This is a genomic window from Leeuwenhoekiella palythoae (genome assembly GCF_020310025.1).
GTDB lineage: Bacteria > Bacteroidota > Bacteroidia > Flavobacteriales > Flavobacteriaceae > Leeuwenhoekiella > Leeuwenhoekiella palythoae.
The window spans coordinates 3,494,826-3,520,499 of record NZ_CP084318.1 but is presented as its reverse complement, the minus strand read 5'-3'; the positions used below and the strand labels follow the sequence as shown (position 1 = coordinate 3,520,499).

26 protein-coding genes are annotated in these 25,674 nt (G+C 39.1%); 18 read left to right on the top strand and 8 right to left on the bottom strand.

From position 1 onward, the window contains the following. Positions 1–7 precede the first annotated feature (7 nt). The 3 genes from LDL79_RS15055 to LDL79_RS15045 all read left to right on the top strand — a co-directional run bounded on the left by LDL79_RS15055 (position 8) and on the right by LDL79_RS15045 (position 1,928). A complete protein-coding gene (locus LDL79_RS15055) occupies positions 8–607 on the top strand; it encodes a YdeI/OmpD-associated family protein (protein WP_072979172.1) in 600 nt (199 codons plus the stop codon). Between the two features lies 1 nt (position 608). Continuing rightward, the gene (locus tag LDL79_RS15050) at positions 609–1,028 is read left to right on the top strand and encodes a DUF1801 domain-containing protein (protein ID WP_225598305.1); all 420 of its coding nucleotides are present in this window, start codon (positions 609–611) and stop codon (positions 1,026–1,028) included. Positions 1,029–1,100: 72 nt separating this feature from the next. Next, positions 1,101–1,928: an alpha/beta hydrolase gene (locus tag LDL79_RS15045; protein ID WP_225598304.1), complete on the top strand. Its 828-nt coding sequence runs from the start codon at positions 1,101–1,103 to the stop codon at positions 1,926–1,928. Positions 1,929–1,995: 67 nt separating this feature from the next. Here LDL79_RS15045 and LDL79_RS15040 read toward each other — a convergent pair whose 3' ends face one another. Further along, on the bottom strand, positions 1,996–3,291 hold the full coding sequence (locus tag LDL79_RS15040; RefSeq protein WP_072979178.1) for an NAD(P)/FAD-dependent oxidoreductase: 1,296 nt from the start codon (positions 3,289–3,291) through the stop codon (positions 1,996–1,998). Between the two features lie 124 nt (positions 3,292–3,415). Between LDL79_RS15040 and LDL79_RS15035 the strand changes: the two genes are divergently transcribed. The 8 genes from LDL79_RS15035 to LDL79_RS15000 all read left to right on the top strand — a co-directional run bounded on the left by LDL79_RS15035 (position 3,416) and on the right by LDL79_RS15000 (position 11,094). Next, entirely contained in the window at positions 3,416–3,910 is a 495-nt protein-coding gene (locus tag LDL79_RS15035) for an RNA polymerase sigma factor (protein WP_072979180.1), read from the top strand. 4 nt (positions 3,911–3,914) lie between these two features. Then, on the top strand, positions 3,915–4,556 hold the full coding sequence (locus tag LDL79_RS15030; protein ID WP_225598303.1) for a hypothetical protein: 642 nt from the start codon (positions 3,915–3,917) through the stop codon (positions 4,554–4,556). Between the two features lie 216 nt (positions 4,557–4,772). Beyond that, complete coding sequence (locus tag LDL79_RS15025) at positions 4,773–7,679, top strand: PEP/pyruvate-binding domain-containing protein (protein WP_225598302.1); 2,907 nt, start codon at positions 4,773–4,775, stop codon at positions 7,677–7,679. A gap of 31 nt (positions 7,680–7,710) precedes the next feature. Continuing rightward, positions 7,711–9,000, top strand: coding sequence for a serine hydrolase (locus tag LDL79_RS15020; RefSeq protein WP_167597223.1), 1,290 nt, complete (start codon positions 7,711–7,713; stop codon positions 8,998–9,000). A 164-nt stretch (positions 9,001–9,164) separates the two neighbouring features. Next, the gene (locus tag LDL79_RS15015) at positions 9,165–9,623 is read left to right on the top strand and encodes an SRPBCC family protein (RefSeq protein ID WP_225598301.1); all 459 of its coding nucleotides are present in this window, start codon (positions 9,165–9,167) and stop codon (positions 9,621–9,623) included. A 109-nt stretch (positions 9,624–9,732) separates the two neighbouring features. Further along, on the top strand, positions 9,733–10,155 hold the full coding sequence (locus LDL79_RS15010; protein ID WP_072979191.1) for a DoxX family protein: 423 nt from the start codon (positions 9,733–9,735) through the stop codon (positions 10,153–10,155). Positions 10,156–10,158: 3 nt separating this feature from the next. Beyond that, positions 10,159–10,632 (top strand): glutathione peroxidase, encoded by a 474-nt coding sequence (locus tag LDL79_RS15005; protein WP_225598300.1) that lies wholly within the window; start codon positions 10,159–10,161, stop codon positions 10,630–10,632. Continuing rightward, positions 10,633–11,094 carry a MarR family winged helix-turn-helix transcriptional regulator gene (locus LDL79_RS15000; protein ID WP_225598299.1) on the top strand — a complete coding sequence of 154 codons (462 nt, stop codon included), beginning with the start codon at positions 10,633–10,635 and terminating at the stop codon, positions 11,092–11,094. On the opposite strand, the gene LDL79_RS14995 is transcribed toward LDL79_RS15000, so the two are convergent. The 4 genes from LDL79_RS14995 to LDL79_RS14980 all read right to left on the bottom strand — a co-directional run bounded on the left by LDL79_RS14995 (position 11,091) and on the right by LDL79_RS14980 (position 16,566). Further along, positions 11,091–13,874: an NTP/NDP exchange transporter gene (locus LDL79_RS14995; protein WP_225598298.1), complete on the bottom strand. Its 2,784-nt coding sequence runs from the start codon at positions 13,872–13,874 to the stop codon at positions 11,091–11,093. The two genes, LDL79_RS15000 and LDL79_RS14995, sit on opposite strands and share 4 nt — an antisense overlap. 58 nt (positions 13,875–13,932) lie before the next feature. Further along, the gene (locus LDL79_RS14990; RefSeq protein ID WP_225598297.1) at positions 13,933–14,871 is read right to left on the bottom strand and encodes a serine hydrolase; all 939 of its coding nucleotides are present in this window, start codon (positions 14,869–14,871) and stop codon (positions 13,933–13,935) included. A gap of 180 nt (positions 14,872–15,051) precedes the next feature. Continuing rightward, on the bottom strand, positions 15,052–15,855 hold the full coding sequence (locus LDL79_RS14985) for a lysophospholipid acyltransferase family protein (RefSeq protein WP_072979203.1): 804 nt from the start codon (positions 15,853–15,855) through the stop codon (positions 15,052–15,054). Between the two features lie 63 nt (positions 15,856–15,918). Beyond that, a complete protein-coding gene (locus tag LDL79_RS14980) occupies positions 15,919–16,566 on the bottom strand; it encodes an NUDIX hydrolase (protein ID WP_225598296.1) in 648 nt (215 codons plus the stop codon). A gap of 2 nt (positions 16,567–16,568) precedes the next feature. Here LDL79_RS14980 and LDL79_RS14975 point away from each other — a divergent pair, with 2 nt between their 5' ends. Next, positions 16,569–17,294 carry a peptidylprolyl isomerase gene (locus tag LDL79_RS14975; protein ID WP_225598295.1) on the top strand — a complete coding sequence of 242 codons (726 nt, stop codon included), beginning with the start codon at positions 16,569–16,571 and terminating at the stop codon, positions 17,292–17,294. 5 nt (positions 17,295–17,299) lie between these two features. Here the strand turns inward: LDL79_RS14975 and LDL79_RS14970 are convergent, their stop codons facing one another. The 3 genes from LDL79_RS14970 to LDL79_RS14960 are packed head-to-tail and all read right to left on the bottom strand — an operon-like array spanning position 17,300 to position 19,230. Then, positions 17,300–17,845, bottom strand: coding sequence for a pyridoxamine 5'-phosphate oxidase family protein (locus tag LDL79_RS14970; RefSeq protein WP_225598294.1), 546 nt, complete (start codon positions 17,843–17,845; stop codon positions 17,300–17,302). Positions 17,846–17,887: 42 nt separating this feature from the next. After that, positions 17,888–18,508 (bottom strand): trimeric intracellular cation channel family protein, encoded by a 621-nt coding sequence (locus LDL79_RS14965; RefSeq protein WP_225598293.1) that lies wholly within the window; start codon positions 18,506–18,508, stop codon positions 17,888–17,890. Then, a complete protein-coding gene (locus LDL79_RS14960; protein ID WP_225598292.1) occupies positions 18,508–19,230 on the bottom strand; it encodes an RDD family protein in 723 nt (240 codons plus the stop codon). The genes LDL79_RS14965 and LDL79_RS14960 overlap by 1 nt, the downstream gene beginning before the upstream one ends. A gap of 199 nt (positions 19,231–19,429) precedes the next feature. On the opposite strand from LDL79_RS14960, the gene LDL79_RS14955 reads away from it, so the two are divergent. Genes LDL79_RS14955 through LDL79_RS14930 form a run of 6 tightly spaced genes read left to right on the top strand, consistent with a single transcriptional unit; the run spans position 19,430 to position 25,594 of the window. After that, a complete protein-coding gene (locus tag LDL79_RS14955) occupies positions 19,430–20,419 on the top strand; it encodes a stage II sporulation protein M (RefSeq protein ID WP_225599985.1) in 990 nt (329 codons plus the stop codon). Then, positions 20,397–21,254, top strand: coding sequence for a YciC family protein (locus LDL79_RS14950; RefSeq protein WP_225598291.1), 858 nt, complete (start codon positions 20,397–20,399; stop codon positions 21,252–21,254). Before LDL79_RS14955 ends, LDL79_RS14950 begins: the two co-directional genes overlap by 23 nt. Further along, entirely contained in the window at positions 21,254–21,997 is a 744-nt protein-coding gene (locus LDL79_RS14945; protein ID WP_225598290.1) for a DUF4129 domain-containing protein, read from the top strand. The genes LDL79_RS14950 and LDL79_RS14945 overlap by 1 nt, the downstream gene beginning before the upstream one ends. Further along, positions 21,994–23,214 (top strand): DUF4350 domain-containing protein, encoded by a 1,221-nt coding sequence (locus LDL79_RS14940; protein ID WP_225598289.1) that lies wholly within the window; start codon positions 21,994–21,996, stop codon positions 23,212–23,214. The genes LDL79_RS14945 and LDL79_RS14940 overlap by 4 nt, the downstream gene beginning before the upstream one ends. A gap of 2 nt (positions 23,215–23,216) precedes the next feature. After that, on the top strand, positions 23,217–24,254 hold the full coding sequence (locus LDL79_RS14935; protein ID WP_225598288.1) for an AAA family ATPase: 1,038 nt from the start codon (positions 23,217–23,219) through the stop codon (positions 24,252–24,254). A gap of 8 nt (positions 24,255–24,262) precedes the next feature. Next, complete coding sequence (locus tag LDL79_RS14930; protein ID WP_225599984.1) at positions 24,263–25,594, top strand: DUF58 domain-containing protein; 1,332 nt, start codon at positions 24,263–24,265, stop codon at positions 25,592–25,594. Positions 25,595–25,674: the final 80 nt, after the last annotated feature.

Below are 25,674 nucleotides of genomic sequence, written 5' to 3'. Positions count from 1 at the left end.
ATAATGTATGAGCAATCCCAGTAAAATAGAGGCTTATTTTGAAACGGAACATCCTTTTAAAGATGCTATTTTAACATTAAGAACCATAGTAAAGCAAACAGAACTTGTTGAAACCTTTAAATGGAGTGCTCCTGTGTACACCATAGACGGCAAAAACGTCGCAGGGATCGGAAAATTTAAACATCATTTTGGGGTTTGGTTTTTTAACGGCTCACTAATAAAAGATAAATATGGGCGGTTGCACAATGCACAGGAAGGTAAAACCAAAGCCTTGCGCCAGCTGCGCTACACCGATGCTTCAGAAATTAAAGAAGACGAACTTTTATACTACCTCAACGAGGCGATTAGCAATCAGAAAAAAGGATTAGAAGTAAAAGCCGCGAAGCCAGTAAAAAAAGTGGTTTTACCTACAGAACTCACTCAAGCGTTCTCAGAAAATCAAAATTTAGAAAAGGCTTTTAAAGCACTTACTCCGGGAAGACAAAAAGAATACGCCGAGCATATTGCTTCTGCCAAACAAGAAAAAACCAGACGATCCAGACTAGAAAAAGCCACACCACTTATTCTTGACGGCAAAGGCTTACACGATAAATATAAAAATTGCTAAGATGTCGGCTAATAAAACACAACCTACAGATGCTTCGGTATTGGATTATATCAATGCAGTGCAACACGAGCAACGCAAGAAAGATGCATTAGCGCTCTATTCTATTTTCAACGAACTTCTCCCGGAACCGGCAGTGCTTTGGGGCGATAGCTTAATCGGCTATGGCACGTATCATTATAAATACGACAGCGGCCGCGAAGGCGATTTTTTTCTCACGGGATTTTCACCGCGTAAGCAGAATCTTTCAATTTATATTATGCCGGGTTTTAAGCGCTATACAGAATTGCTTGAACAACTGGGCAAGCACAAAACCGGGGCTTCGTGCCTTTACATCAACAAACTCGCAGACATTGATCATGAGATTCTAAAAAAACTGGTTACCGAATCTGTGGCTTATATGCGTGAGAAATATAAAGCTTAAAACTTATCTCTTTACGACGCCAATAAAGCTACTATTTGCACGTTGACCTAACTACAACTACATAATTTAACTATGCGATTATCACTTTCTATTCTTGTTGCCAGTATCATTTTAGTGAGTTGTGGTTCGGTGAAGAAAGAAAACATTGAGTATTTAGATACAGCGTATAAAGCTTCCGCAGAAGCTCCTGAGCTTAATATTTTTCAGCCTAAAGATTCCCTGGTAGCTCACGATGTGCTGATTTTTGTTCACGGTGGAAACTGGAACAGCGGAAATAAAAACACCTACTCCGTATTAGGGCGTAATTTTGCAGGCAAAGATTACCTCACCGTTATTCCCGGTTACACGCTGAGTCCGTATGCTAATTACGATCAGATGACTCAAGAGATCGCCAAAGCTATAAAATGGACGCACGAGAACGCCCAAGCATACGGCGGCGATCCTAACCGAATCTTTTTAATGGGGCATTCCGCAGGCGGTCATCTGGCTGCTTTAGCAGCTATGAATACAAAATATTTAGAAAATACAGATTATATAAAAGGAATTATTCTCGACGATGCAGCCGGACTCGATATGTATTCCTATTTACAAGAAAATCCGCCTGGTGAAGAAGAGTATTACAATGTGACCTGGACGACCAATCCTGACGAATGGAAAAACGCTTCGCCGTATTATTTTTTGGATGAAAATACGCCGCCCATTTTAACGTTGTTAGGAACTAAAACCATTCCGTCACTTTACTATTATAACGATTTGTTTCATAAAAAGCTTCTCGAGTTTCAGCCCGAAGCACAATTGCTGATTATGAATAAAAATCATACGGCGATGGTGGCGCAATTCTTCAATCCGTTGTGTAAGTATTTTAAGGAGATTCAAAATTTCACTTCAAGTATCGAATAAACTACCTCAGGGCAAGCCTTTGGCAGCGCCAATAAAAAAAGGGACAGTTAAAACTATCCCTTTTTTGTTAATCTTCTTCTGCGATGATCTTGTTCTGTTTAAAAGGTCGCACGATGAGTCGGGCTGCTTTGTCATAGTTGAGATAACTGTAAGTCCAGTTGAAAAAGGTCACTACCCTATTTCTAAAGCCCACGAGAAACCATAAGTGTATAAACATCCAAATAAACCACGCGAGAAATCCTCCAAAGTGAATTTTACCCATATCGACCACGGCTTTGTTTCTACCTATGGTCGCCATTGAGCCTTTATCAAAATATTTAAAGGGTTCTAACTCCTCTTTACGTAGCATCTTTTTAAAATTCTTCGCCAGATTCTTTCCCTGTTGAATAGCGGGCTGCGCTAATTGCGGATGACCTTTTGGGAAATCTTCGGTTTCCATTAAAGCAATATCTCCAATGGCATATATATTTTGAAAACCGGCGACACGGTTGTATCGGTCTACTTTATAGCGGTTCAGTTTTGGCAATAAAGCGGTTTCTTCAAAACCTTCGATAGAAGCACCGGTCACACCAGCAGACCAAATAAATGTTGCGGTATCTAGTACCAAATCTCCTTTTGTGGTCACACGATTATTCTCATAATTGCCTACAAAAGTTTCTAAGTGAATGGTCACCCCCATTTCCTCTAAAAACTTCTGCGCTTTTTCTGAAGATTGCTTACTAAATGGCGGCAACACGCGATCTGCACCTTCAATCAGGTGAATTTCAATCTCGCTAGTATCCATATCAGGATAATCGGCTTGGAGGACATTAGAGCGAAGTTCGGCAAAGGCACCACTCAGCTCAACCCCAGTTGGGCCGGCTCCGGCGATTACAAAACGTAAAAGTTCTTTTCGTTTTACCGGATCTTCGGTTCTGTTGGCCTTCTCTAAATTCTCAAACATCAGACTGCGAATGTTTAAAGCCTGCGGAAGACTTTTCATCCAGATCGCATTTTCTTCAATAGTTTTATTTCCGAAGAAATTAGTGCGCGTACCTGTGGCGATCACCAGATGATCATAGTGCAAGTCGCCAATATCAGTACGTACTTTTTGCAGTTGGGTATCTATACGATGCACTTCAGCCAATCTGAAATGCATATTTTTTTGTTTCCTGATGATTTTCCTGAGAGGGTATGCTATAGATTCTGGCTCGAGCCCAGAAGTAGATACTTGGTACAATAAAGGCTGAAAGGTGTGGAAATTTCGCTTGTCTAGTAAAACTACTTGATAATCTGTTTTTTTAAGTTTTTTGATCAGGTTCATACCTCCAAACCCCCCACCAATAATAACGATGCGCGGTTGGTTAGTTTCAGGAATATTCATGGTAGTTAATTTGTATCAAAGTTAACGTACAGGCGCTAGAACCATTAATCTTTATCATTATTTTAGCAATAGCTGTAACATATTACCCTGCTTCTGTACAAATACTTCAACTAACAATTTAATATTGGATCCGCAACTTGAAAAACAATTTGTAACACAGCTTGAAGCCAATCAAAATATTGTGCATAAGATCTGCAGGCTTTATACCCACGATCAGGAATCGCATAATGATTTGTTTCAAGAAATAACCATTCAATTATTTAAAGCCTATCCTAAATTTAGAGGAGACTCTAAGTTTACCACCTGGATGTATCGTGTAGCGCTCAATACAGCAATTACGCTATATCGCAAGTCTAAGCGACGGATTAAAACGCAAGACTACGATAACGTGATGTTTAAAATAGCCAGTACCGATTATGACGACACTATTGAAGAACAACTAAAATTAATGTACTCGGCGATCAGGCAACTCAACGATATTGATAAAGCGCTGGTATTTCTTTATCTGGAAGACAAGCCCTATAGCGAGATCTCTGAAACTTTAGGTATTTCTGAAGTGAACGCCAGAGTAAAAATGAACCGGGTAAAAGGAAAGTTGAAAGACTTATTAAATGTGTAGAACGATGGATGAATTAGATTTCTTAAAAAAAGACTGGAAGCGCCAAGAGGCAGATCTTCCTAAAGTAAGTGTAGACACTATATATAAAATGATTCATAAACGCTCTTCGTCCTTGATGAAGTGGATTTTATATGTATCTATTTTTGAGTTTGTATTATGGACTATTCTTAACATAACTACGGTAAACGCCGAAACCCTTGAGACACTTAGACAAATACATTTGTATGAATTTGAAATTATAGGTATTGTATTGCAGTATGCCGTTCTAGGCATCTTTATCTATCTCTTTTACAAGAATTATAGAGAAGTACAAACTACAGATAATACAAAGCATTTAATGAGTCGTATTCTCAAAGTGAGACGTACGGTTAACTTTTATGTCGCTTATAACCTCATAATCTTTTTTATTATCGGGATGGTGGTATTCATTGCAATGCTCAATTTTGACCCGAAGTTCAACGATGTAATGATACAGGCCGAAGACGGTACGCAATCTATGCCGTTAGGATTTATAGCCGTATTTATTGTGATGCTGCTCGTTTTAGTCGCATTGCTATGGGCTTTCTACAAGTTACTATACGGTATTTTGTTACGCCGTTTAAAACGTAATTACAAAGAGCTTAGCAAGCTGGAAATGCGTGACTAGATTGCTTCTCTTCTTTATTCTTAGAATATTAAAGCCTGTCTTGATTGAGACAGGCTTTTTTATACTGAACCATTACCACTTTTTTAAAACATCTCAGGGCAGGCTTTTGGGAAACATCGTGATTAGCGAAAACTTATAAAGATTTAAGAAAATCATAATCTTTTTTATGGGGCTATTAACAAGTGCTACACTTATTTTTGTGACAAACAACCTATTATGCCCAAAGTCTTACTCGTTCTTTTTATTGCTGTTTTGCTGAATGCATTTACTGTAAAAGCTCAAGAATACACTTCTGCATCTATAAAGCAAACCATTCAAGATTTTAAGAAGGACCCTCGCGGTCCTTATTTACGTATACGTTGGTTTTGTGAAGACGGCACCATGCGTGAGCCTAAAGATCCGTGTCCGGAAGGCGTAGACGGTATTCAGCATGCAAGCTATAAACCGCTAACAGAAAATCTGGCGGAGCGTAATCATTTATTTTTTGGTGAAATTTTAGCCGCAGCTGATAAAAATAAATTTTGGGATGCAGCACAAGAACAAAGTCGACTGAAACAATACCAACTCAACAAATATTTGCAAAGTGTAGATAATGGGTGGATTCTGGAAAAAGCACAATTTTACCGCGGGGCGATTCAATCTGAAGATGAAGAAGCTTGGGGAATTGAATTCTACGAATGGTTACTCAAAGATGACGCCCGACTAGAAAAGAATTACTACGTTATTCGTCAATCTTTAAAAGATATCCCGCATTCTGGCGATGATAATATTGCCCAGCGTATGCGAAGCGAATCAAAAGTTATCGCTGAAGAATTCCCAAAATTTATGGACGTTCGCGTGAAAATTCACGGGCAGCCTGAAGTTAGCGATCTTGCTCTTGTGCAAAATTTCCGTCAGGAATACAGCGACGAACTCACTCCAGAACTTAAGGAGCAATTTGATGCTTTAGTGGCTACGCTAAATGAATATTATGCGCCTATCAATTTAGAACGCCTAAAAAATCAAGTTGCCAGCATTAACGGGGACTTTGATGTAAAACAGCAACTGCTCAAGTTTACCACAGACTTTGATAACAACACTCCGGCTTACGATATCATTCCTGAGATTAGTGATCTTTTGTGCAACATTAGAACGCAGGTAACGCAAGTGAAAAAAGCCTCAGAGCGCCTAACGCTTTTAGATGTTTCTTTAAAATTAGAAGAAATGCTTCTGAAAAAAGCCGCAGACTGGGAGCCAGAAGATCTACGCGACCTCTTAGATAAAAACTATTACCTAAGCTACGCAACCGCCGGTACCGGACTTCTCGAGGTTTGGGAATGGGAAGAAGTGGCTTCGGTTATTGCCCCTATAAATTATACCACAGTTTCTTTGGCCGAATTGAATTCCATTTTAAACACTTCGCGCAGCATCGTGCAATGGAGTGCAGCAATGGCTAAAGCCAATTACGACGCAGTAGTTGAAAAATATGCAGAATTTGAACCTCTAGCTTCGGGCTTTATTGACGATCGCGTACGGTCATCTGTAGCGCTTCCTTTAGGAAAAACGGTTAGCGAATTGGGTGATTTTATTTCAAATAAGTCAAACTTGGAGAACGATGTGATGCAAATTGATGAGCAAAGCGCTATTCACGGCTTGAATCCGGGGTATGCACTGGGCGAATTGGTTGTCGTATCTGGAAATCCGGATGCGGTTGAAGTTTCTAATAAAAAGATCTACATTTTTAAACGTCCACCTTCAGACCTAAAACCGGTTGCCGGAATTGCTACAGTAGATGAAGGAAATTTAGTTTCTCACGTACAGCTTCTCGCGCGTAATTTAGGTATTCCTAACGCCGCTTTAAGTGATAAGAATCTTGAAGATCTTCAAGAGTTTAATGGCGAAGAAGTGTTTTACGCAGTTTCAAATAAAGGTACAGTGATCCTAAAACCTGCAGATGAAATGACTTCAGAAGAAAAAGCGCTTTTTTCATCTGAAGAACGTAAGCAAACAAAAATTGCCGTCCCAATCGAAAAAATTCAGTTAGATCAAAAAAGCATTCTCAATATGCGGGATATCGATGCTTCCGCAAGCGGAATTTTGTCAGGTCCTAAAGCTGCAAATTTAGGTCAGTTGAAAAAAATGTTCCCAGATCACGTAGTTGAAGGACTAGTGATTCCTTTTGGGATTTTTAGAGATCATATGAATCTCCCAATGCCCGGTCAAGGTAAAAGTTACTGGGAATTTCTTACAGAAATGTTTGAAACCGCCGAAGCTAAACGCCAGGCAGGAACTCCTGATGCTCAGGTGGTAGATTATCAACTCGCCAAACTTGCTACCTTGAGAGACGCGATCAATGCCATGCAATTGAAACCTGCCTTTGTTAGCGAATTGCGTAATTCATTTGCTTCTATTTTTGGTAAACCTATAGGACAGGCCCCGGTGTTTTTACGTAGTGACACCAATATGGAAGACTTAAAAGAGTTCACAGGTGCTGGATTAAACCTGACGCTTTTTAATGTGGTAGAAGAGCAAAAGATCTTAGACGGAATTAAAAAAGTATGGGCGTCGCCTTATACCGAGCGTAGTTTTAAATGGCGCCAGGTGTATCTTTCTAATCCCGAAAATGTGTTTCCTTCAATACTTGTGATCCCAAGTGTTGATGTTGATTACAGTGGCGTTATGATCACCAAAGGAATCAACGAAGGAACAGACGAGGATCTTACGGTTGCATTTAGCCGAGGTGCCGGTGGAGCCGTTGATGGTCAAGCTGCCGAAACTCGCTTAGTAACCGCTAACATGACTAAATTATTAGCTCCGGCTAGACAGCCAGACTATATTAGACTTCCTGTTTCCGGGGGAACCAAAGGATATTCAACCTCTTTTGAAGCTTCGATCTTGAATGAAAAAAATATTCAAAGCTTAAGAGAAGTCGCAGAAGAAATTAGATCAAAAATTCCTGAAGAAACTAACAGTGATCCTAAGGCTGCTTATGATGTAGAATTAGGTTTTCAAGATGATAAATTATGGCTGTTTCAGATCAGACCATTTGTCGAAAATAAAAATGCGCTGAGCAATGGATATCTTGACTCCATTTCGCCTAAAACCAATCCTGACGAATATATTGAGATGGATAGCAAACTTTAAACTTCCGCAGTAATTTCTATAAAAACAACCTATGAAAAAAGTACTAATCTGCATACCGGTCATTCTCTTAACCTTAGCATTTGCAGTACCTGACAGCTTCTACCCTATTGACGGATATGAACGAACAGGCATTGACAGACTGGCCCAATTAGAAAAAATAGTGCGCGACAGTATTGCGTATAATCGTATTCCGGCCGGAGCCTATCTTTCGGTTGAAGATATAAAACTTCGATTGACAGGAAAACAAGACAGTGCAATCGCTTATATGACTGAAGATGCAGAATTTCAGAAAAAAATTGGCGGTTTGTTTTATGGTTTAGACCAGAGCTATTCGATCTCGGTATTAGATATGACTGATAGTACCAATCTTAAATACGCTGCGCGGAATGAAACCCGTGGATATCAACCGGGAAGCGTGGGTAAATTAGCTATTCTTATCGCGATGTTTGATCAACTCGAAAAACTGTGTCCTGACGATTGGGGAGCACGAGTGAACCTACTTAAATATAAACGCGTAAAAGGCGGTCCGTTTGCAGTATATGATCATCACACGATTCCTGTTTATGATATTGAGCAAGATAAATTAACCCGAAGAACCGCGCGCGAGGATGATGTTTTTAGCCTTTATGAATGGATTGACCATATGGTTGCCGTAAGTAATAACGGGGCTGCCAGCGTGGTCTATCGTGAGGCATTATTGCTGAAAGTTTTTGGAGAAAAATATTTTGACCTTACTGACGAGGAAGCTATGCAATGGTTTAAAGATACAGACCGCGGTGAGGTTACCAGACTTGCTAATGAAGTAGTAAACGAACCTTTACGCGCAATGGGAATCACAGAAGATGAGTGGCGTTTGGGTGGATTTTTCACTAACGGTGGAGAACGCTACGTAGGCAGAATGGGCGGCAGTATTGGTTCACCAAAAGGGTTGATGAAGTTTTTGATCAATCTTGAACAAGGTAAAGCGGTAGACTCTCTTTCTAGTTTAGAAATGAAACGCATTATGTATCAAACAGAACGTCGTATTCGGTATGCATATTCTCATGAATTAGACTCAGCCGCTGTGTATTTCAAAAGCGGAAGTTTTTATAAATGTGATAAAAGTAAAGGTGCTTGCGGCGACTATGCCGGAAATGTTTTTAATTATATGAATTCTGTAATTATTGTAGAGCATCCTGATGACGGTCCCAAGTATATTGTATGTCTAATGACTAATGTGCTTAGAAAAAATTCAGCTACAGATCATATGTATCTCGCAAGCCGTATTGATAAAGTTTTACAAGAAGTAAACCAGCCAAAAGCCTCAGCTACGGGGCAATAACATATAAAATTGGTACGCATTAAATCCCGTTCATTTTTTGGACGGGATTTTTTATTTACCAAGTTCATTTAAGTCTAAAAAATTCTCTTCAGATTATTAAAGAATCTTACTAAATTCAAAAGGAATTCAGATTCAGAAAATAACCAACACGAACTATAAGTCCTATGAAAACTATTCAGTATAAAAAAGAGATTCAAGCGCCCGCGACAAAAGTGTACCGTACGATGCTAGGCTTAGATAACATCAAAACTTATGAGAAGTGGACGGCAGCGTTTGACCCCTCCTCCACCTATGAAGGAAGTTGGGATAAAGGTTCAAAAATATACTTTGTGGGTACTGATAAAGAAGGGAACCGTGGCGGAATGATTTCTGAAATCGTCGAGAATATTGCTAACGAATTTATCTCTATACGCCATTATGGAATTTTAAAAGGAACTCAGGAAATTACTGAAGGTCCTGAGGTAGCATCGTGGGCTGGTAACTTAGAGAAGTATAGCTTTAAGGAGCATCAAGGAATCACCACAGTTACCATAGATAGCGAGGTCCCTGAAGATTATCTCGATTACTTCAATACTACGTGGTCCAAAGCTTTAGACAAGCTTAAAGAACTTTCTGAAGCTTAAATCTCAGGTTGAGATACTTAAATAATCTTAAATTAAATTTCGGTTTTGTATCACAAGTATTTTTTAGTTAATTTTACATCGTACACGATTTAATCGCAAAAGATATAAAATGAAATACACCACCACTCAAAGCGTTTTTAGGATTATCTTAGGTACTTTAATGGCCATTGCCGGCGTTGGGCATCTCACCTTTCAGCGACAAGAATTTCAGGCTCAGGTACCACGCTGGCTACCGGATAGTGCCGCTTTTATGGATTTTGTGGTACTCGCTTCGGGGGTTACAGAAATTCTATTAGGTCTCGCAATGATCTTCATAACCAAGCATCGCATTAAAGTGGGCTTGATCTTAGCACTTTTTTATGTGCTGATCTTTCCAGGAAACATTTCGCAGTACACCAATGGTATTGATGCTTTTGGTTTAGATACTGATCAAAAAAGGTTAATACGCTTGTTTTTTCAACCGGTGTTGATCTTATGGGCGCTTTGGTCTACCGGAGCACTCACCTATTTGAAGAATAAATTTAAAAAATAAGCTATGAATTTCTACGATTTAGAAGCAAAAACACTTCAGGGAGAAACGATCTCAATGAATTCTTTTAAGGGAAAAACGGTTCTTGTAGTGAATACTGCGAGCAAGTGCGGCCTTACGCCACAATATGAGGGACTTGAAGCACTGTATGAGAAGTATAAAGATAATGGTTTAGAGATTTTAGGCTTTCCTTGTAATCAATTTGGTAATCAAGAGCCGGGCGGCGCTGATGCTATTGAAGAATTTTGCCAGGTGAATTACGGTGTTCATTTCAAAATGTTTGATAAAATTGAAGTTAATGGCAGTAATACGCATCCCGTTTTTAAATACCTAAAGAAGCAGCTTGGCGGAACTTTAGGAAGTCGCATTAAATGGAATTTTACCAAATTTCTCATTGACAAAAACGGACAACCTGTAAAGCGCTTTTCACCCCTAACTAAGCCCGAACATCTGTCTAAAGACATTGAAAAAATTCTGTAAATGAATCAAGAAACTCCTCAATTGCATCTTGAAAACCAATTATGTTTTCCACTTTATGCGGCTTCACGGCTTATGACCAAAATGTATGCACCTTTGCTAAAAGAGCTGGATGTAACCTACCCGCAATATTTGGTTCTATTGGTTTTATGGCAAAATGGCGAACAGACCGTGAATGCCATTGGATCCTGCTTACTCTTAGAATCTAACACCCTCACTCCTCTTCTTAAACGCTTAGAACAAAAAGAGTTATTGGTGCGTAGTCGTGCCCAGCACGATGAGCGTGTGGTTTTAGTCAAACTCACACCTAGCGGTCAAGCGCTAAAGGAAAAAGCAGTAAGTATTCCGCAGCAAATTGCACGTCTTTTTAACGACGTAGATCTTAAAGAAGAAGATTATACCACCTTTGAGAAAACCTTAGCCCAGCTTGTACTGGTGTTGAAAGAACGCAGCCAGGAAGTTTAAGCCCCCAGTGAAGTACCTGTTGCAGTATCTAATAATGCAGGTTGTAACTTTTTAAGCGCTAAGGATGCGAAAGAGCGCACATCACGGTTTTTAGCGGTTATTTTGAGCTCGGCAAGCAACGGCAGGAATGAGGTATCTCCTAAAAATTGAATTAAATAGATCACAGGAAGTCTAAGGTTTCCATCACCTACTTCAATGAGTTTTATAAGGGCCTTATTAAAACTGATATCATCTTCTAAAATCTCTTGATACACATCTACGTCTTCGATAATTGCGAGCTCTAATAAAGGCAATAGACTGTGTTTTAATTTAGGGGAAAGAATATTATCTAAAAACTCGATAGCATTCGCTCGTGTATCGCGATCTGTACTTACAAAGCCTTTGTAGGCAACATCAAGATCTTTTCGGCTGTAGTACACCGCAAGGAGTTGAAAAATAGTTTCAATACGCAGACTTAGTTGCCGGTCTAAAACCTCTAGCAAACCTTCGCGTGCTTGAAGTAATTCGGTTTGATCATCTTCCGGTAAGCGATCATAAGCTTTAGCATTAAAATTGCTTTTGATCACTTTACGACTACTTACAATATCCCGATACTCAAAGGTATACTGCAATAGAAGCCTGAATACCGTTTTGGGAAAATAATTAAGCTTAGGATTTTTTCCTTTTAATTTATGTAATGATTTTGCTGAAGCACGGCGAATAAGGTTATCGCGACTCTGGAGTAAGCGCAGTAAGACACGCACAGAAGCTTGTGTCTCAAACGTCTGTATCACCGCCGGGATATATTTCTTTGCATTGTTTTTCAATAACTTTTCAGCTTCTCTGGCTAGCAAGATCTCACTAATGCTTTCCCCGTAAGCAATAAGCGCTGCGATGGCATCTTTTCGGTACTGTTTAACCGTCAGAAAATCAATCAACGCATCAATAAATTGCGGAGCTCTCGAAATTCCTGCAGCGATAATGGCGTGGCTTACAATATGCGGATTCCGGTTATTAAAGTTAGCCGAAATAAAAGAATAAAATTGCGGCATCTGCGCGTAACCAATAGACTCTAATAGAAACGAAAGTTCCTCAGGACGGTGATCGCTATCTGGCAATTCTAATTCTGCCAGCCACAATTCAATACGCAATTCAAGATTGTAACGGCTTGCGATCTGTTGGTTATTTCGTGCTTCTTTGGCCAGGCAAAGTAAGGCTGCGTGCGCAATATAATCGCTGCTGTGATTGAGATAACTATCAAAAATTCGGCTATCATTTAGCGAGGTATGCAAAATGAGATAATTCATCGCCGCGTACACTACTTCGTCATCTTTAAGATGCACCATATCGCGCACGGCTTCTAACGCGGTGCCCTCAGGATAATGGTAGAGTTGATTAATCGCAGCGATTTTAACCGCATCGTCTTCGTGATTCAGTAAAGGAATGATCTTTTGCTTTAAGATCTTTGCATTACGTTTATTTAGGTGGTTGAGATATTCTACAATTTGTAAAGGATTCCCATTGCTTAAAATACGTTTCCCTAGCTCTAAAGGTGACTTTCGCTTGCGCCTCGGAACGCCTTCGGTGACTTCAACAGCTTCTTTAAGACTTTGTCTAAAACTCTTAAAGTAAGAATCCCTGACTCGAAAAATTCCGACAATCCAAACCAAAATCAGAAAAATGATAATTACCGTAACATAGTTAGATGGTAACGACAATCCTTTTATCACAAAAATTAAAAGACAGCCGGCAATTCCTGTAGCAACACTATCAACCACCACATCGATGAATGATTTGGTGCGGTTTTTTATTTCTAAGGAAACCGGCACCATCGCAAGTTCGGTAGCAGCTTTATTGACAGATTGTTTAAAGCTTCCATCAATACCTTTGATAATTATGAGTACCCATAACTCCGGAAATGTCAGGAATAATAAAGAGCCCAACGCAATACCTAACGGAAGGATTAACAAAGAACTATTAACTCCTAATTTTTCTACCACCCGGTTGGTCAAAAACAATTGAATCCCAAGTGAGACCAAATTGAAGGTAGAAAACCAAAAGCCAAAAAACGAAGCCAACTGATCTACATCAGGAATGGATCGCGCAGCAAAATCACTAAATTGAAAATCTACAAGTTTAGCAACAATAACACCTAAACCTATGATCAAGGCCAGATACGTTAAGTGTCGCGATTTTAATAAAAGCTTATATGCAGAATCCCCAAGCGATTGGTTACTACTTTCTGAAATTGAAGCCCTGCTTACGTATCCCTTTTTATAGATCAAGGACAGTAACGGAATACAGGAAATTATAAACAATGCGGCGATCAGCAGCATATTTCCATTACCAATATACGGCACAAGAATAGTCGTTAAATAGCCTCCAAAAATCCCTCCTGCAATTGCCCCTGAACCGATGAAACCAAAAAGTCTTTTGGCCTCTCTAGCATTAAATACCATATTCGCTAACAACCAAAATTGGCTTGTGGTGAGCACAGCAAAAATTCCGCTAATGACATAGAAAATATAAAGCGCTATGGCGCCGATAGCGTTTAGCTTATACAATACGGCCAAAAACACAAAAGCCAGTGCAAAGAACACCAGCGATGAAACCATAATACGACGTAAAGAATACCGCCTTACCGCTTGATTATAAAAATATGATGTTACGATTGCCGTTGCAGCAATAAGTAAATAACCAAACGCAAGACTATCTGCTCCCAGCCCCTTTAGAAAAAGCGCGTTGACAGTAGGTTTTACAATAAGCAGGATCGTAATGATCAAAAAGACGTATAACTGCATGAAAAAAGAGATGGTTATTTCACCATCTCTTATATTAAACGTCTTTTTAAGGAACTTCTTAATCACCTAAGTTGCCAGCGCCTTTTGTAGCACTCGCAAGTAAAGTTCGAGATTTTTGTAGAGCTTTCTCTACAGGAAATACTAAATTTCTTATAATTTGTTCACCGTTAGGATCTTCAATAAGCGCAACCATAATATACTTGCGGCCATCTTCTCCCCAAACTAAAATAGAATCTGAATGATATTGTTTCCAAGAACCAGATTTTCTAAATAGACGTGCATTAGGTGCAATACGTTCAAGTGTATTTACAAATTTGTGGTGCAATGAAGGATTTTCCATAATATCAAGCATTGCTTTAGAACGCTCTGGGCTTACCAATTTACCGGTAACTAATTTGTAGTAAAATCTGCAAACTTGTTCTGCAGTTGCTGCGTGGCTGAGTCCTTTCATTGGGTCAGGTCTGCGTTCTCCGGCAGCCGCATAGCGCTTGCCTACCCAAAGACCACCACCTTTATTCTGATCGTATAACTTATAACGGTCGCTGGTAAGTACACTTGAGATCTTGTCATATCCCAGACGGTCAATCATACGGGTACTGGCCTGATTATTTGATTTGCTGATCATCAACCACATATCTTTTTTAACTTCTGCGGTTTCTTTAAGTTCTCCTTTTTCGATCGCATCCATCGCTGAAAGTAGGATTGCAATTTTAGGCAAACTCGCAGCATACATCATTTCTTCACCGTTAAGACCTGCATATTGAATCGCATTAGGGTCATCAAGACTCACAATACCCACAGCCATCTTTTTCTGGTCTACCAGGCGTTTCATTGTAGGGTCTTTAGCGATCTGATTGTATAATTGAGTAGTTAAAACACTGCTGTTAAAATCTTCTAGCGGTGCATCAATACAATCTTTAAATGGAAGTTCTTGTGCTGTTATTTTTGAAGTCATTGCTACTACTAGCAATACAAGGGCGAAACTTAGTTTTCTCATAAACAATTTTTGGGTCTAATTGATTTTGGGGCTTTAACGCAATATTTACATTAATAGTATGCAAAGGTTAAAGAAAAATCAACCTAAAATCAATATTTAACATTCTTTGTTTTAATTAGTTGCAAGCGCTATGCCAAAGAAATGTTAAAACTCAAGAAATCTATAGGTTTATTTCACTGACTAATAGTCCCATCTACGGGTTTGATTAAGCTGTTCTTCTTTCTCTAATTCTTCCTGAGGAATTACTTTTAAGAAGGAAGGATGCTGCTCTATGGCATACTCAATCATTTCTACAATATCCTCTACGCTATCATTTTCATAGTCGATATCTAATGGTTTTTTAATTTCCATAGTCTGAAGAATACCGCGTTTTTTTATACGAATTCCCTTTTTATCAAAAGACCTTCTAAAACCATCAATCACAATTGGCACTACTACAGGTTTGTATTGTTTAATGATATGCGCGGTACCTTTTCTAATGGGTTTCCAAGGTTTTGTAGTTCCTTGTGGAAATGTGATCACCCAGCCGTCGTGCAATGCGATCCCAATATTTTCGGTATCGCTCAAGTTTACGGGTCTGTCAATCTCTTTTCCTTTAGATCGCCAGGTTCTGCTAACTGAAACTGCACCGGCATAAGCCATAATACGCGGCAATAATCCGCTGCGCATCGTTTCGCTTGCTGCTACATAATAAATGTTGAGTTTAGGCTGCCACAGATAGCCTACATTTTTAATGCTGTCTACTCTACCGCTTAAACTCGCATTAAATACGTGAAACATCGCCACAACATCAGCAAAATAGGTTTGATGATTAGAGACAAAAAGTACGTTTGTGTCCGGCAGATCTTTTATAATTTCAGAACCGTCTATCTGTAACGCATTAAAACCACGATAGCGGCGATGTGACATCACACCCGCCACTCGTATAAGCCACTTCTTGATGAAGTCATAATGCCCAAACGGATTGGTTTTAAAAAGTCCCATAGTTTTTTGTACGTAATAAAAGGATAGTTGTGAAATATAAAATTAAAACTTCAAATTATATGCCTAAAGTCGATCTATTTGCTGAAATGCCCATTTGACTTCACTTAGCATCATTGCGGTCGCGCCCCAGACCACGTGCTCTGAAAGATAAAAAGCAGGAACGTCAAGCATCGTCCCGTAAGAGGTATCTATACGTTGCGTTATAACGCTTTTGTCTGCAAGAAACTCCTCTAACGGAACTTCTAATATCGCTTCAACTTCTGCATCTTCTTTGGTAAATACCGGAGTTTGCTCTACATAGCCTATAAAAGGTTGTACCCAAAAATTACTTGGCGGAATGTATAATTTAGTGAGCTTCTTCACGACATTTATTTCGCTTTGCGGAAGACCTACTTCTTCTTCTGTTTCTCTCAAAGCAGTATGTTTAATACTCTCATCAAAGGTTTCGGCTTTACCACCGGGGAAGCCTACTTGGTTACTGTGAACTCCTTTATAGGTTTTTCTTAAAATGAGTACAAGTGTCGTTTCCCCTTTAGTATTAGGATAAAAAACTGCCATCACCCCTGCCCATCGCGGCTTTTTGGCTTCGATATCCATTTCGCTTAATGCACGAATGCGTTCATCAGGCGCCATAAGAAACTGCGCTTCTTGTCCTAATAATTCCAAATTGCTTAATTTTGGAACTTGTTTTAAAAACTCATCAAACTGCATATATGCGTACTTCTCTTTACTTTTTACTTAGCTTAATTCTATTGACGGGAGCCGGATGTGAAGATAAAAAAACAAAAGAAAAGGCCGATGAAACGCAACAAACTGAGACTGTTTTAGATAGCACTCCAGAGCAAAAAGCTCAAGCCGAAAACGAGCGTCTTAAGAAAAAACCGGGTTCAATTATTGAATCTCAAGCAGAGCTAATCCCCTTTTTGACCGAATATGGAAAAAAGAATAAAGAAACGCGAGCACGTATTTCAACGAAATTTGGTGATATTGACATTCAACTTTACCGCGATACGCCTTTACATCGAGCCAACTTTGTACTTCTGGTAAAGCAAGGTTATTTTGATGACACCATGATTCATCGCAATGCGCTGGATTTTGTTGTACAAGGTGGAAATAGCGATGGTTATGAAACACCTAAGAAGCGTCAGCGTATAGGAAATTATCTCATTCCCAACGAAGCTAGTGCCAATCATACCCACGTGCGTGGGGCATTTTCGGCTGCAAAATATTTAGAGCAAAACATCAGCGATGCCTCTTCACCTTTTGAATGGTTTATTGTGGTTCCTGAGCGTGGCGCTCATCATCTTGATGGCGAGCATACGGTTTTTGGCCGCGTGACTCAAGGTATGGATGTGGTTGACGAAATCAATAAGCTCAAAACCGATGATAACGAGTGGCCTATTGAAAATGTATATTTAAAAGTAGAATTGCTAGATTAAGCTTTTTAATCTTTAAAAATCCCGGTTTCTAAACCGTCTAAGCTAGTCTGATTCTTTTCGGTCCAGTATTCTTTTATACCGCTTTCTCCTTTTTGTTCGGCCCAAATCTTTAGCGTTTCGCGTTCCCCTTTATAGTCCATAAAAGGAACTCCAAAACCACAGGAAGTTTGTACCAGATCTATTTTTAATTTGAAGATTTGTCGGGAACCTGCAGTTTCTTCAAAATACTTCATATAGGCAGCAAACTGATCATCGCGCTCGTGGTAAACTTCGGCCTTACCATAAAGTCTCAAGATCAATGGATTTTTTTCAAACGAACAAAACATAATCGTCATCCGCGTATCTTCGAGCAAATGCGCTGCGGTTTCATTTCCGCTTCCGGTAAGATTGAGCCAAAGTACCTCTTGTTCATTCAGAATATAAAAGGTGTTCATGCCTTTAGGTGAAATATTCACACGTCCTTCGGCAGCTGCCGTACCCACAAAAAATATCTTTTGGGCATCTATAAATTCTTGAAGTTGTTGATTGAGATGCGGAAGCTTTTTGCCCATGATTGAAAGTTTTTTTAAAGCTACGAAAGTAATTGCAGTCTGCTACCGCTCTGCCTTGCTATAAATAGAAGGCAGTTGCACTTCATATACCACCGCTAACGTTCTGATGATCACAACCACAAGTCCTGAAACTACCGCATTTACACCGGCAGCAATGCCGTAATGGTGCATAATGACATACAACGTTCCTCCTGCTATACACGCACTTGCATAAATTTCCTTTCTAAAAATCACCGGAATTTCATTACACAGAATATCGCGAATCACCCCTCCAAAGCAAGCGGTAATGGTCCCGAGAGCCACACAAATAACCGGGTCCAGGTTGATCAACAATGCAATTTCTACACCGGTGACCGTATATAACGCAATACCAATGGTATCAAATAAAAATAATGATCTGCGCACGTAACGCAATTGTTTTCTAAAAATAATACCTACTATAGTAGTCGCAACGATGATATACACAAAGGTTGAATCTAGCAACCAAGAAACCGGCGATTTGCCAATGAGTAAATCGCGTAAAGTGCCACCGCCCACCGAAGTAACCGTCGCAATGATCAAGATTCCAAAAAGATCCATACGCTTTTTTGTTGCCGTGATCACTCCCGAAATCGCAAATGCGATAGTTCCTAAAATATCAATTATACTGGCAATATTTTCCATTACTGCTGGGTGTAATAGTTATAATCTTTAAGCACGCGATCTACGAAGTTAAAAGGTGTTTCTTCTGGAGTAATCTGCATAGTTGCCGCCAACTTCTGACTCAATTTTAGAATAACATTGTGTTTGCTGTGCATGCGTGCTTCGGTGTAAATGGTTTTTACCTTTTGAATATCGGCATCTGTAAACACAGTCACTTGTGGATATTTAGGCACATAATCGTCTGCTATAGTTTCTAAAATTGTATGGCTGATTCTTACCTTTTTACGTTCAGTAATTACGGTTGTTCCGGCAGCGATATCTCCAAGGCGTTGCCCTTTTCCGTTAAGCAAAATGGTAAATACCGCTACTCCCCCACTGGTAAGAGTTATGTCTACCATACGCATCAACCAGCGCACAAAATAACTTCCAAAACCCGGTTTTGAGCCATCTATTTTTACCACACGTAAACCTAAAGCGGCCTTGCCCGGGGTACGACCATCCCAAAAAGCTTCGAGTAATAAAAAGTATAAAAACGAAGGAATCCCAACGATCATAAAGTAAATATTGATCGAACCGCTAGAATTAGAGTCCAGTCCATACGCAGAAAGCAAAAAGATAGAGGCAATCCAGTAAGCACCTAAAATTAAAAGGTCTATCAAGTAGCCCAAAATACGATCACCAATACCTGCAACTTGCTGCTGTATGCTCACATTTTGAGCAGTTTCAATTTGAAAATTATCCATTAATTTAAATGCTATTCCCGACAATCGAGATTAAAAAATGTTTATTAAAACTTTTGTTTCCGAGCGCTCAAAATGCAAAAAAATAAATTAGGCCTTAAATAAGCACACGTAATCTACTATTCTTTTATCTTTGAACGATACCATTCTCATTAAACCCCATTTTGAGGCTGTTTTAATGAGCATCACAACAATTCAATTTATGCGCGAGGCGGCTTTTGTGAAGCAAAATAAGGACAAATGGATAAGATTTGAAAACGTTCTGTCTGGTAATCATACTGATTTATCACCTGACGAATTATCTGCTTTATATCTTGAAGTTACAGATCATCTTAGCTATGCGAAGACCTTTTATCCTCAGAGTAAAACCGCGCAATACTTAAACCATCTGGCCTCGCAATCGCATCAAAAAATCTATAAAACCAAGCGAGAATCCAGCACACGTTTTATCACTTTTTTCACTCAAGAATTTCCGTTGTTGATGTACAAGTATCAGCGCCAGTTGCTCATTTCTTTCTTAGTGTTTACCCTATTTTGTGTCGTAGGTGCTTATAGCGCTGCGACAGATGGCGCTTACGTGCGTAGTATACTGGGAGATGCTTATGTAAATATGACCTTAGAAAATATTGCTGATAACGATCCCATGAGGGTATATAAAGAAATGAACGAGGTTGAAATGTTTATGGGCATCACGGTAAATAATATTAAAGTCGCGCTAATGGCTTTTATCTTCGGAATTTTACTCAGTATTGGTTCCCTTTATCTAATGATGCAAAACGGAGTTATGCTGGGTTCTTTTCAATATTTCTTTTATGATAAAGGACTGCTATGGGAATCTGTACGCACGATCTGGATTCACGGTACGATCGAAATTTCGGTGATTATTATCGCCGGCGCAGCGGGTTTGGTTTTAGGAAACGGTATTTTATTCCCGGGAACTTATACTCGCCTAGAATCGTTTAAACGCGGTATGAAAGACGGATTAAAAATCGTGGTGAGTACGATTCCGTTTTTTATTATTGCCGGCTTTTTAGAAGGTTTTGTTACCCGGCATACCGAAATGCCAGACTGGCTAGCCATCTTAATTATTACACTTTCTTTGTTACTAATTTTATTTTACTACGTCGTATACCCCAGAATATATTTCAAAAAACAACTACAACCATTAGATGAAAGAACTAATCACATTTAAAAAGCAACGCGAACTAGGCGACATAATTACCGATACATTTAAATTCATTCGGCTGGAGTACAAACCATTGTTTAAAGCACTTTTACGCAATGCGGCGATTCCATTTTTAGTATTGATAGCTATCTCTGCATACTACACGAGCGCAACAGCCAACTTTTCATTTTTAGAGGGTGGTACTTTTGGCGCAGCTAATTTATTCCTACCCATTTTAGCTTTATTTATCGCCCTGTTTTTTTATTATGGTGTGCTCTATGGTACCATCTTGAACTATATCAAGCTATATGTTGCCAATCAAGGGGTTGTAGATCAAGATGAGTTAAAACGTTCTGTAAAATCAGAATTGGGTAGCTTAACCGGGCTCACTTTTCTAATTTTCATAATGATGTTCTTTGGGTTTATGCTGTGTTTCTTTCCCGGAGTTTATATTGCGATTCCTCTGTCGTTAGCTTGGGCCATTCTGGTTTTTGAAAATAAAGCTGTGGGAGATTCTATCTCAGACAGTTTTAAACTCATCAAAAATGAATGGTGGATCACCTTTGCCACAATGTTAGTTTTAGGTATTTTACTTTACATCGCTAACATTGTACTTTCACTCCCTGTGATTTTATATAGCTTAACCAAAGGTTTTCTTTCTGCTGAAACAATCTCTCAAGGCGATATGTCAAGTATGTTTGATTGGGTTTATATTACGCTGAGCGTGCTTTCATCGGCGGTGCAATACATTCTTGCCGGAATTTTTGCCATCGCGATCGCTTTCATTTATTTCAATCTGAATGAAAAGAAAAATCAAACTGGAACTTTTGAAACTATAGAAAGTATTGGCTCAGACCTTTAATGATCACTAAGCTGTTTTACATATTGATTTGCTTGTTTCCGTTTGCAGCATTTGCTCAAAATACAAACGATTCAACAACTGTAGCCCAGCAAGTGCGCTATGATGACAGTGTTGTGGCGCCTAAATATTTTGAGGAGCAAGCACTTGAAGAATACCGTCAGGATGACGCCTTTGACTATGTGGCTTTTGTTCCACCAGATAATATTTGGACGCGCTTTAAAACCTGGCTCAATGACCTCTGGGCTTCTTTTATTCAATGGCTTCTACAGGGAGAAGAAGTTGGCGGTATTCTTGGTTTTCTAATTGAAGCACTGCCTTATTTGATCATTATTTTGGTCGTGGCATTACTCGTTTGGCTCTTTATGCGCATTGACCTTGGCGGTTCGCCTCTCAAAACAAATGCTTTGAACAAAGTCATTCTTTCAGACGAACAAAAAATAATAGAGACCCAAAACATACAAGAACTTATTGACACTGCGCTGAAAGAAAACAATTATAGACTCGCCGTACGTTTTTACTATTTACTGTTATTACAAAAGTTAGCGCAAAAAGATATTATAGATTGGCAAGTGCAAAAAACCAATGCCGATTATATTTATGAAATCAAGAACGATACCTTGCGTGCAGACTTCACCAAGTTAACCCGGATCTACGATTTTATTTGGTACGGAAATTTTAATGTGAGTTCGCACCAGTTTTTAAAAGCCGAAAAAGAATTTAAAAAGACCACTGCAGATTTATGAGCAAACGCTATAAAATAATGGCAGGGGTACTCATCGCTTTTCTTGCGGTTTTGATTCTTGCCGAAGCTTCACAACCCGAACCCATCAACTGGTTTAAGGGATACGGTAAGCAGGATAAAATTCCTTTTGGCACCTATGTTTTTCACGAGCAATTGCCAAGTGTGATCAATGCAAACCGAATTGAAGAAGTCAACATTCCCCCATTTGAGTTTTTACAAGACAGCACCCTACCGGCAGGAAGTACTTATTTTTTCCTAAACGGAAGTGTTTATAATGATGCCACCGAAAGTAATAAACTTTTAGAATGGGTAGGACGAGGCAATACCCTTTTTGTTTCCGCCGGCTCTATTAGCAAAACCATTTTAGATAGCCTTTGGTTAGGTCTAAATTTTTATAGCGAAACGGCTAACCTAAAAAAACGACCGCTGGTTAATTTTACCAATCCGCGGTTAAAAGCAGAACGCCCTTTTCGGTTAAATAAAGATGTTGGTACCGTTTACTTTGATGAGATAGACACTCTTAAAACAACTGTTCTTGGCGTGTTTGATTTGATTCGTGATAATGATTCCTCACAGATAAAAAAGCCCAAGGTCAATTTTATAAAAACACCGTACAAGAACGGGACTGTCTATTTACACACGTTCCCAGAAGGCTTTACCAATGTTTTTATATTAGACAGTACTAATGCAGAATATACTGCAAAAGCACTGTCTTACCTCCCAGATGATGGCACGATATACTTAGATCAGTATTATAAAAACAGTAAAGAATATGCTGTTTCTCCGTTGCGATTGATTTTGACCAATAAATATTTAAAATGGTCGTGGTACTTGCTGATTCTTGTAGCGATTCTGTGGGTTATTTTTGAAGGAAAGCGCAAGCAGCGCAGCATTCCGATAATTCAGCCGTTACCTAATAAAACATTAGATTATACAAGAACTATTGCAGGAATGTACCTTGATAAAAAAGACAATCGACAAATCGCGATGCACCAGATCAATCATATCTTAGAGCATATACGCAGCGTTTATACCTTGTCAACAGAGCGCTTCAGTCAGGATTTTGTTGAAAAATTAACCGCTAAAAGCGGCAAACCACAATCCGAAATTAAAACACTCGTAGATTATATTATCTTGATCAGACAAAAAGCTGTTGTGAGCGAGGACGAACTTATAAAGCTCAATACGCTTGTAGAAAATTTTAAAAACACCCATTAGTTATGGAAGAATCCTATAAAGACCCTGAAAATCAAAATACACCTCAAGATTCAACGGATGAAGCTTCAGAAAATTTAGCGTTTCAGAGCAGAATTCCGCTTGAAGAATTACGAGACAATGTAGCTGCTTTAAAAACTGAACTTGCAAAAGTGATTGTAGGCCAACACGAGTTTATAGAGCTGTTGATCGTCGCTCTGCTTTCTGATGGTCACGTTTTGATCGAGGGTGTTCCGGGAATTGCAAAAACGGTTACCGCAAAACTTTTTGCCAAAACATTGAACACTGGTTTTAGTCGTATTCAATTTACGCCAGATTTAATGCCAAGTGACGTTCTGGGAACTTCGGTTTTAAATATGAAAACCAGTGATTTTGAATTCAAACATGGGCCTATTTTCTCTAACATCATTTTAATTGATGAAATCAATCGCGCTCCAGCTAAGACTCAGGCTGCACTCTTTGAAGTGATGGAAGAACGCCAGATCACCATAGATGGGCATCGTTATGAATTAGAAAAACCTTTTATGGTTTTAGCCACACAAAACCCTATTGAACAAGAAGGAACTTACGCCCTTCCCGAAGCACAGCTTGACCGTTTCTTATTCAAGATCAAAGTGAATTACCCCGACCTTGAGGATGAAATTCAAATTCTTAAATCACAAAGCGAGCGTACCGGTTCACAAGCAGAAACTATCAATAGTTTACTTTCACCAGAGCAACTTCAACAATATCGTGAGCAAACCCGTAAGATTCTAGTAGAAGAAAAAATACTCAACTATATCGCGCAGATCACGGTAAAATCGCGTACGCATCCACATTTATATCTAGGAGGATCGCCTCGTGCTTCCCTGTCTATTATGAACGCTGCAAAAGCATTTGCTGCGATTGCCGGGAGAGATTTTGTAACTCCAGAAGATGTTAAACGCTCCGTAACTCCGGTTTTACGCCATCGGGTTATTCTCTCTCCAGAACGCGAGATGGAAGGTATGACTCCGGAAACCGTTATCGATATGTTAGTACAATCTGTTGAAGTCCCTCGTTAGTGCGCATCATTAACTTCATAAAAAATCTTTATCTCGGTAAGCGACTATTTTTTATACTCGCTGTGCTTATCGTACTCTTTCTTTTCTCCTACTGGTGGCATACGCTTTTTAGCATTGCGCTCTTAGGAACGTTTTTTTTAAGTGTCGCATTTCTATTTGATGTCGTACTACTTTTTAAAAACAAGGAAGGAATAAACGCATCACGGAAGCTTCCTGAGAAATTTTCTAATAGTGATCTTAATGAAGTCCCCTTAGCGATTCAAAGCAAGTATAATTTTGCTATTGGTATTTCGGTGATTGATGAAATTCCTGTTCAGTTTCAAAAACGTGATTTTCTAAAAACCGGAAGCATTCCGTCTCGCGGAAAAACTATAATCAACTATCAATTAAGACCGGTAGAACGCGGAGTCTATACTTTTGGACGCCTGAATATCTATGTCAATTCCACTTTAAATCTCGCCAGACGCAGGTTTACTTTCGGCAAAGATCAAGAGGTCAAAGTATATCCTTCATTTATTCAGATGAAAAAATATGCCTTTCTGGCGATTGATAATAAACTGACGCAATTTGGTCTCAAAAAAATCAGGCGTATAGGTCATACGATGGAGTTTGAGCAGATCAAAGAATATGTGAGTGGTGATGACGTGCGTACCATAAATTGGAAGGCAACCGCTAAGCGTGGCGAGCTGATGATCAATCAGTTTCAGGACGAAAAATCACAACCTGTCTACTCTATTATAGATGCAAGCCGCGTGATGAAAATGCCGTTCAATGGCCTTACCCTACTCGATTATGCGATAAACAGTTCCCTTGCTTTCAGCAATATAGCATTAAAGAAGAACGACAAAACCGGGTTGTTAACCTTCAGCAATACCATACACAATCATCTCGCAGCCAGCAGCAAGAAAACGCATTTAAATACTATTCTTGAAGTCCTTTATTCGATCTCAACAAATTTTCTTGATAGTGATTTCGGTAGATTATATGCTGAAGTAAAGCGAAAAATAACCCACCGCAGTTTATTGCTCTTGTACACTAATTTTGAGCATAGCAGCGCAATGCAACGCCAATTGCCCTATTTAAAAGGACTTTCGCAAAAGCACGTTCTGGTAGTTATATTCTTTGAAAACACAGAACTAGAAGTTCTAATCACTAAAAAAGCTCAGAATACACCAGAAATCTATCATAAGACGATTGCCCAAAAAATACACTATGAGAAGAAGTTAATGGTTAAGGAACTTGAAAAAAACGGCATTCAAACCGTACTTACCAAGCCCGAAGATTTAACCGTAAATACCATCAATAAATATTTGGAAATAAAAGCACGTGGAATTCTGTAATGCTTCGAAAAAACAAACACTGTTTAATACGTTTGAAGCGCTTAAAATCTTCTATAAATTTTTGAATAACTCCTATCTAA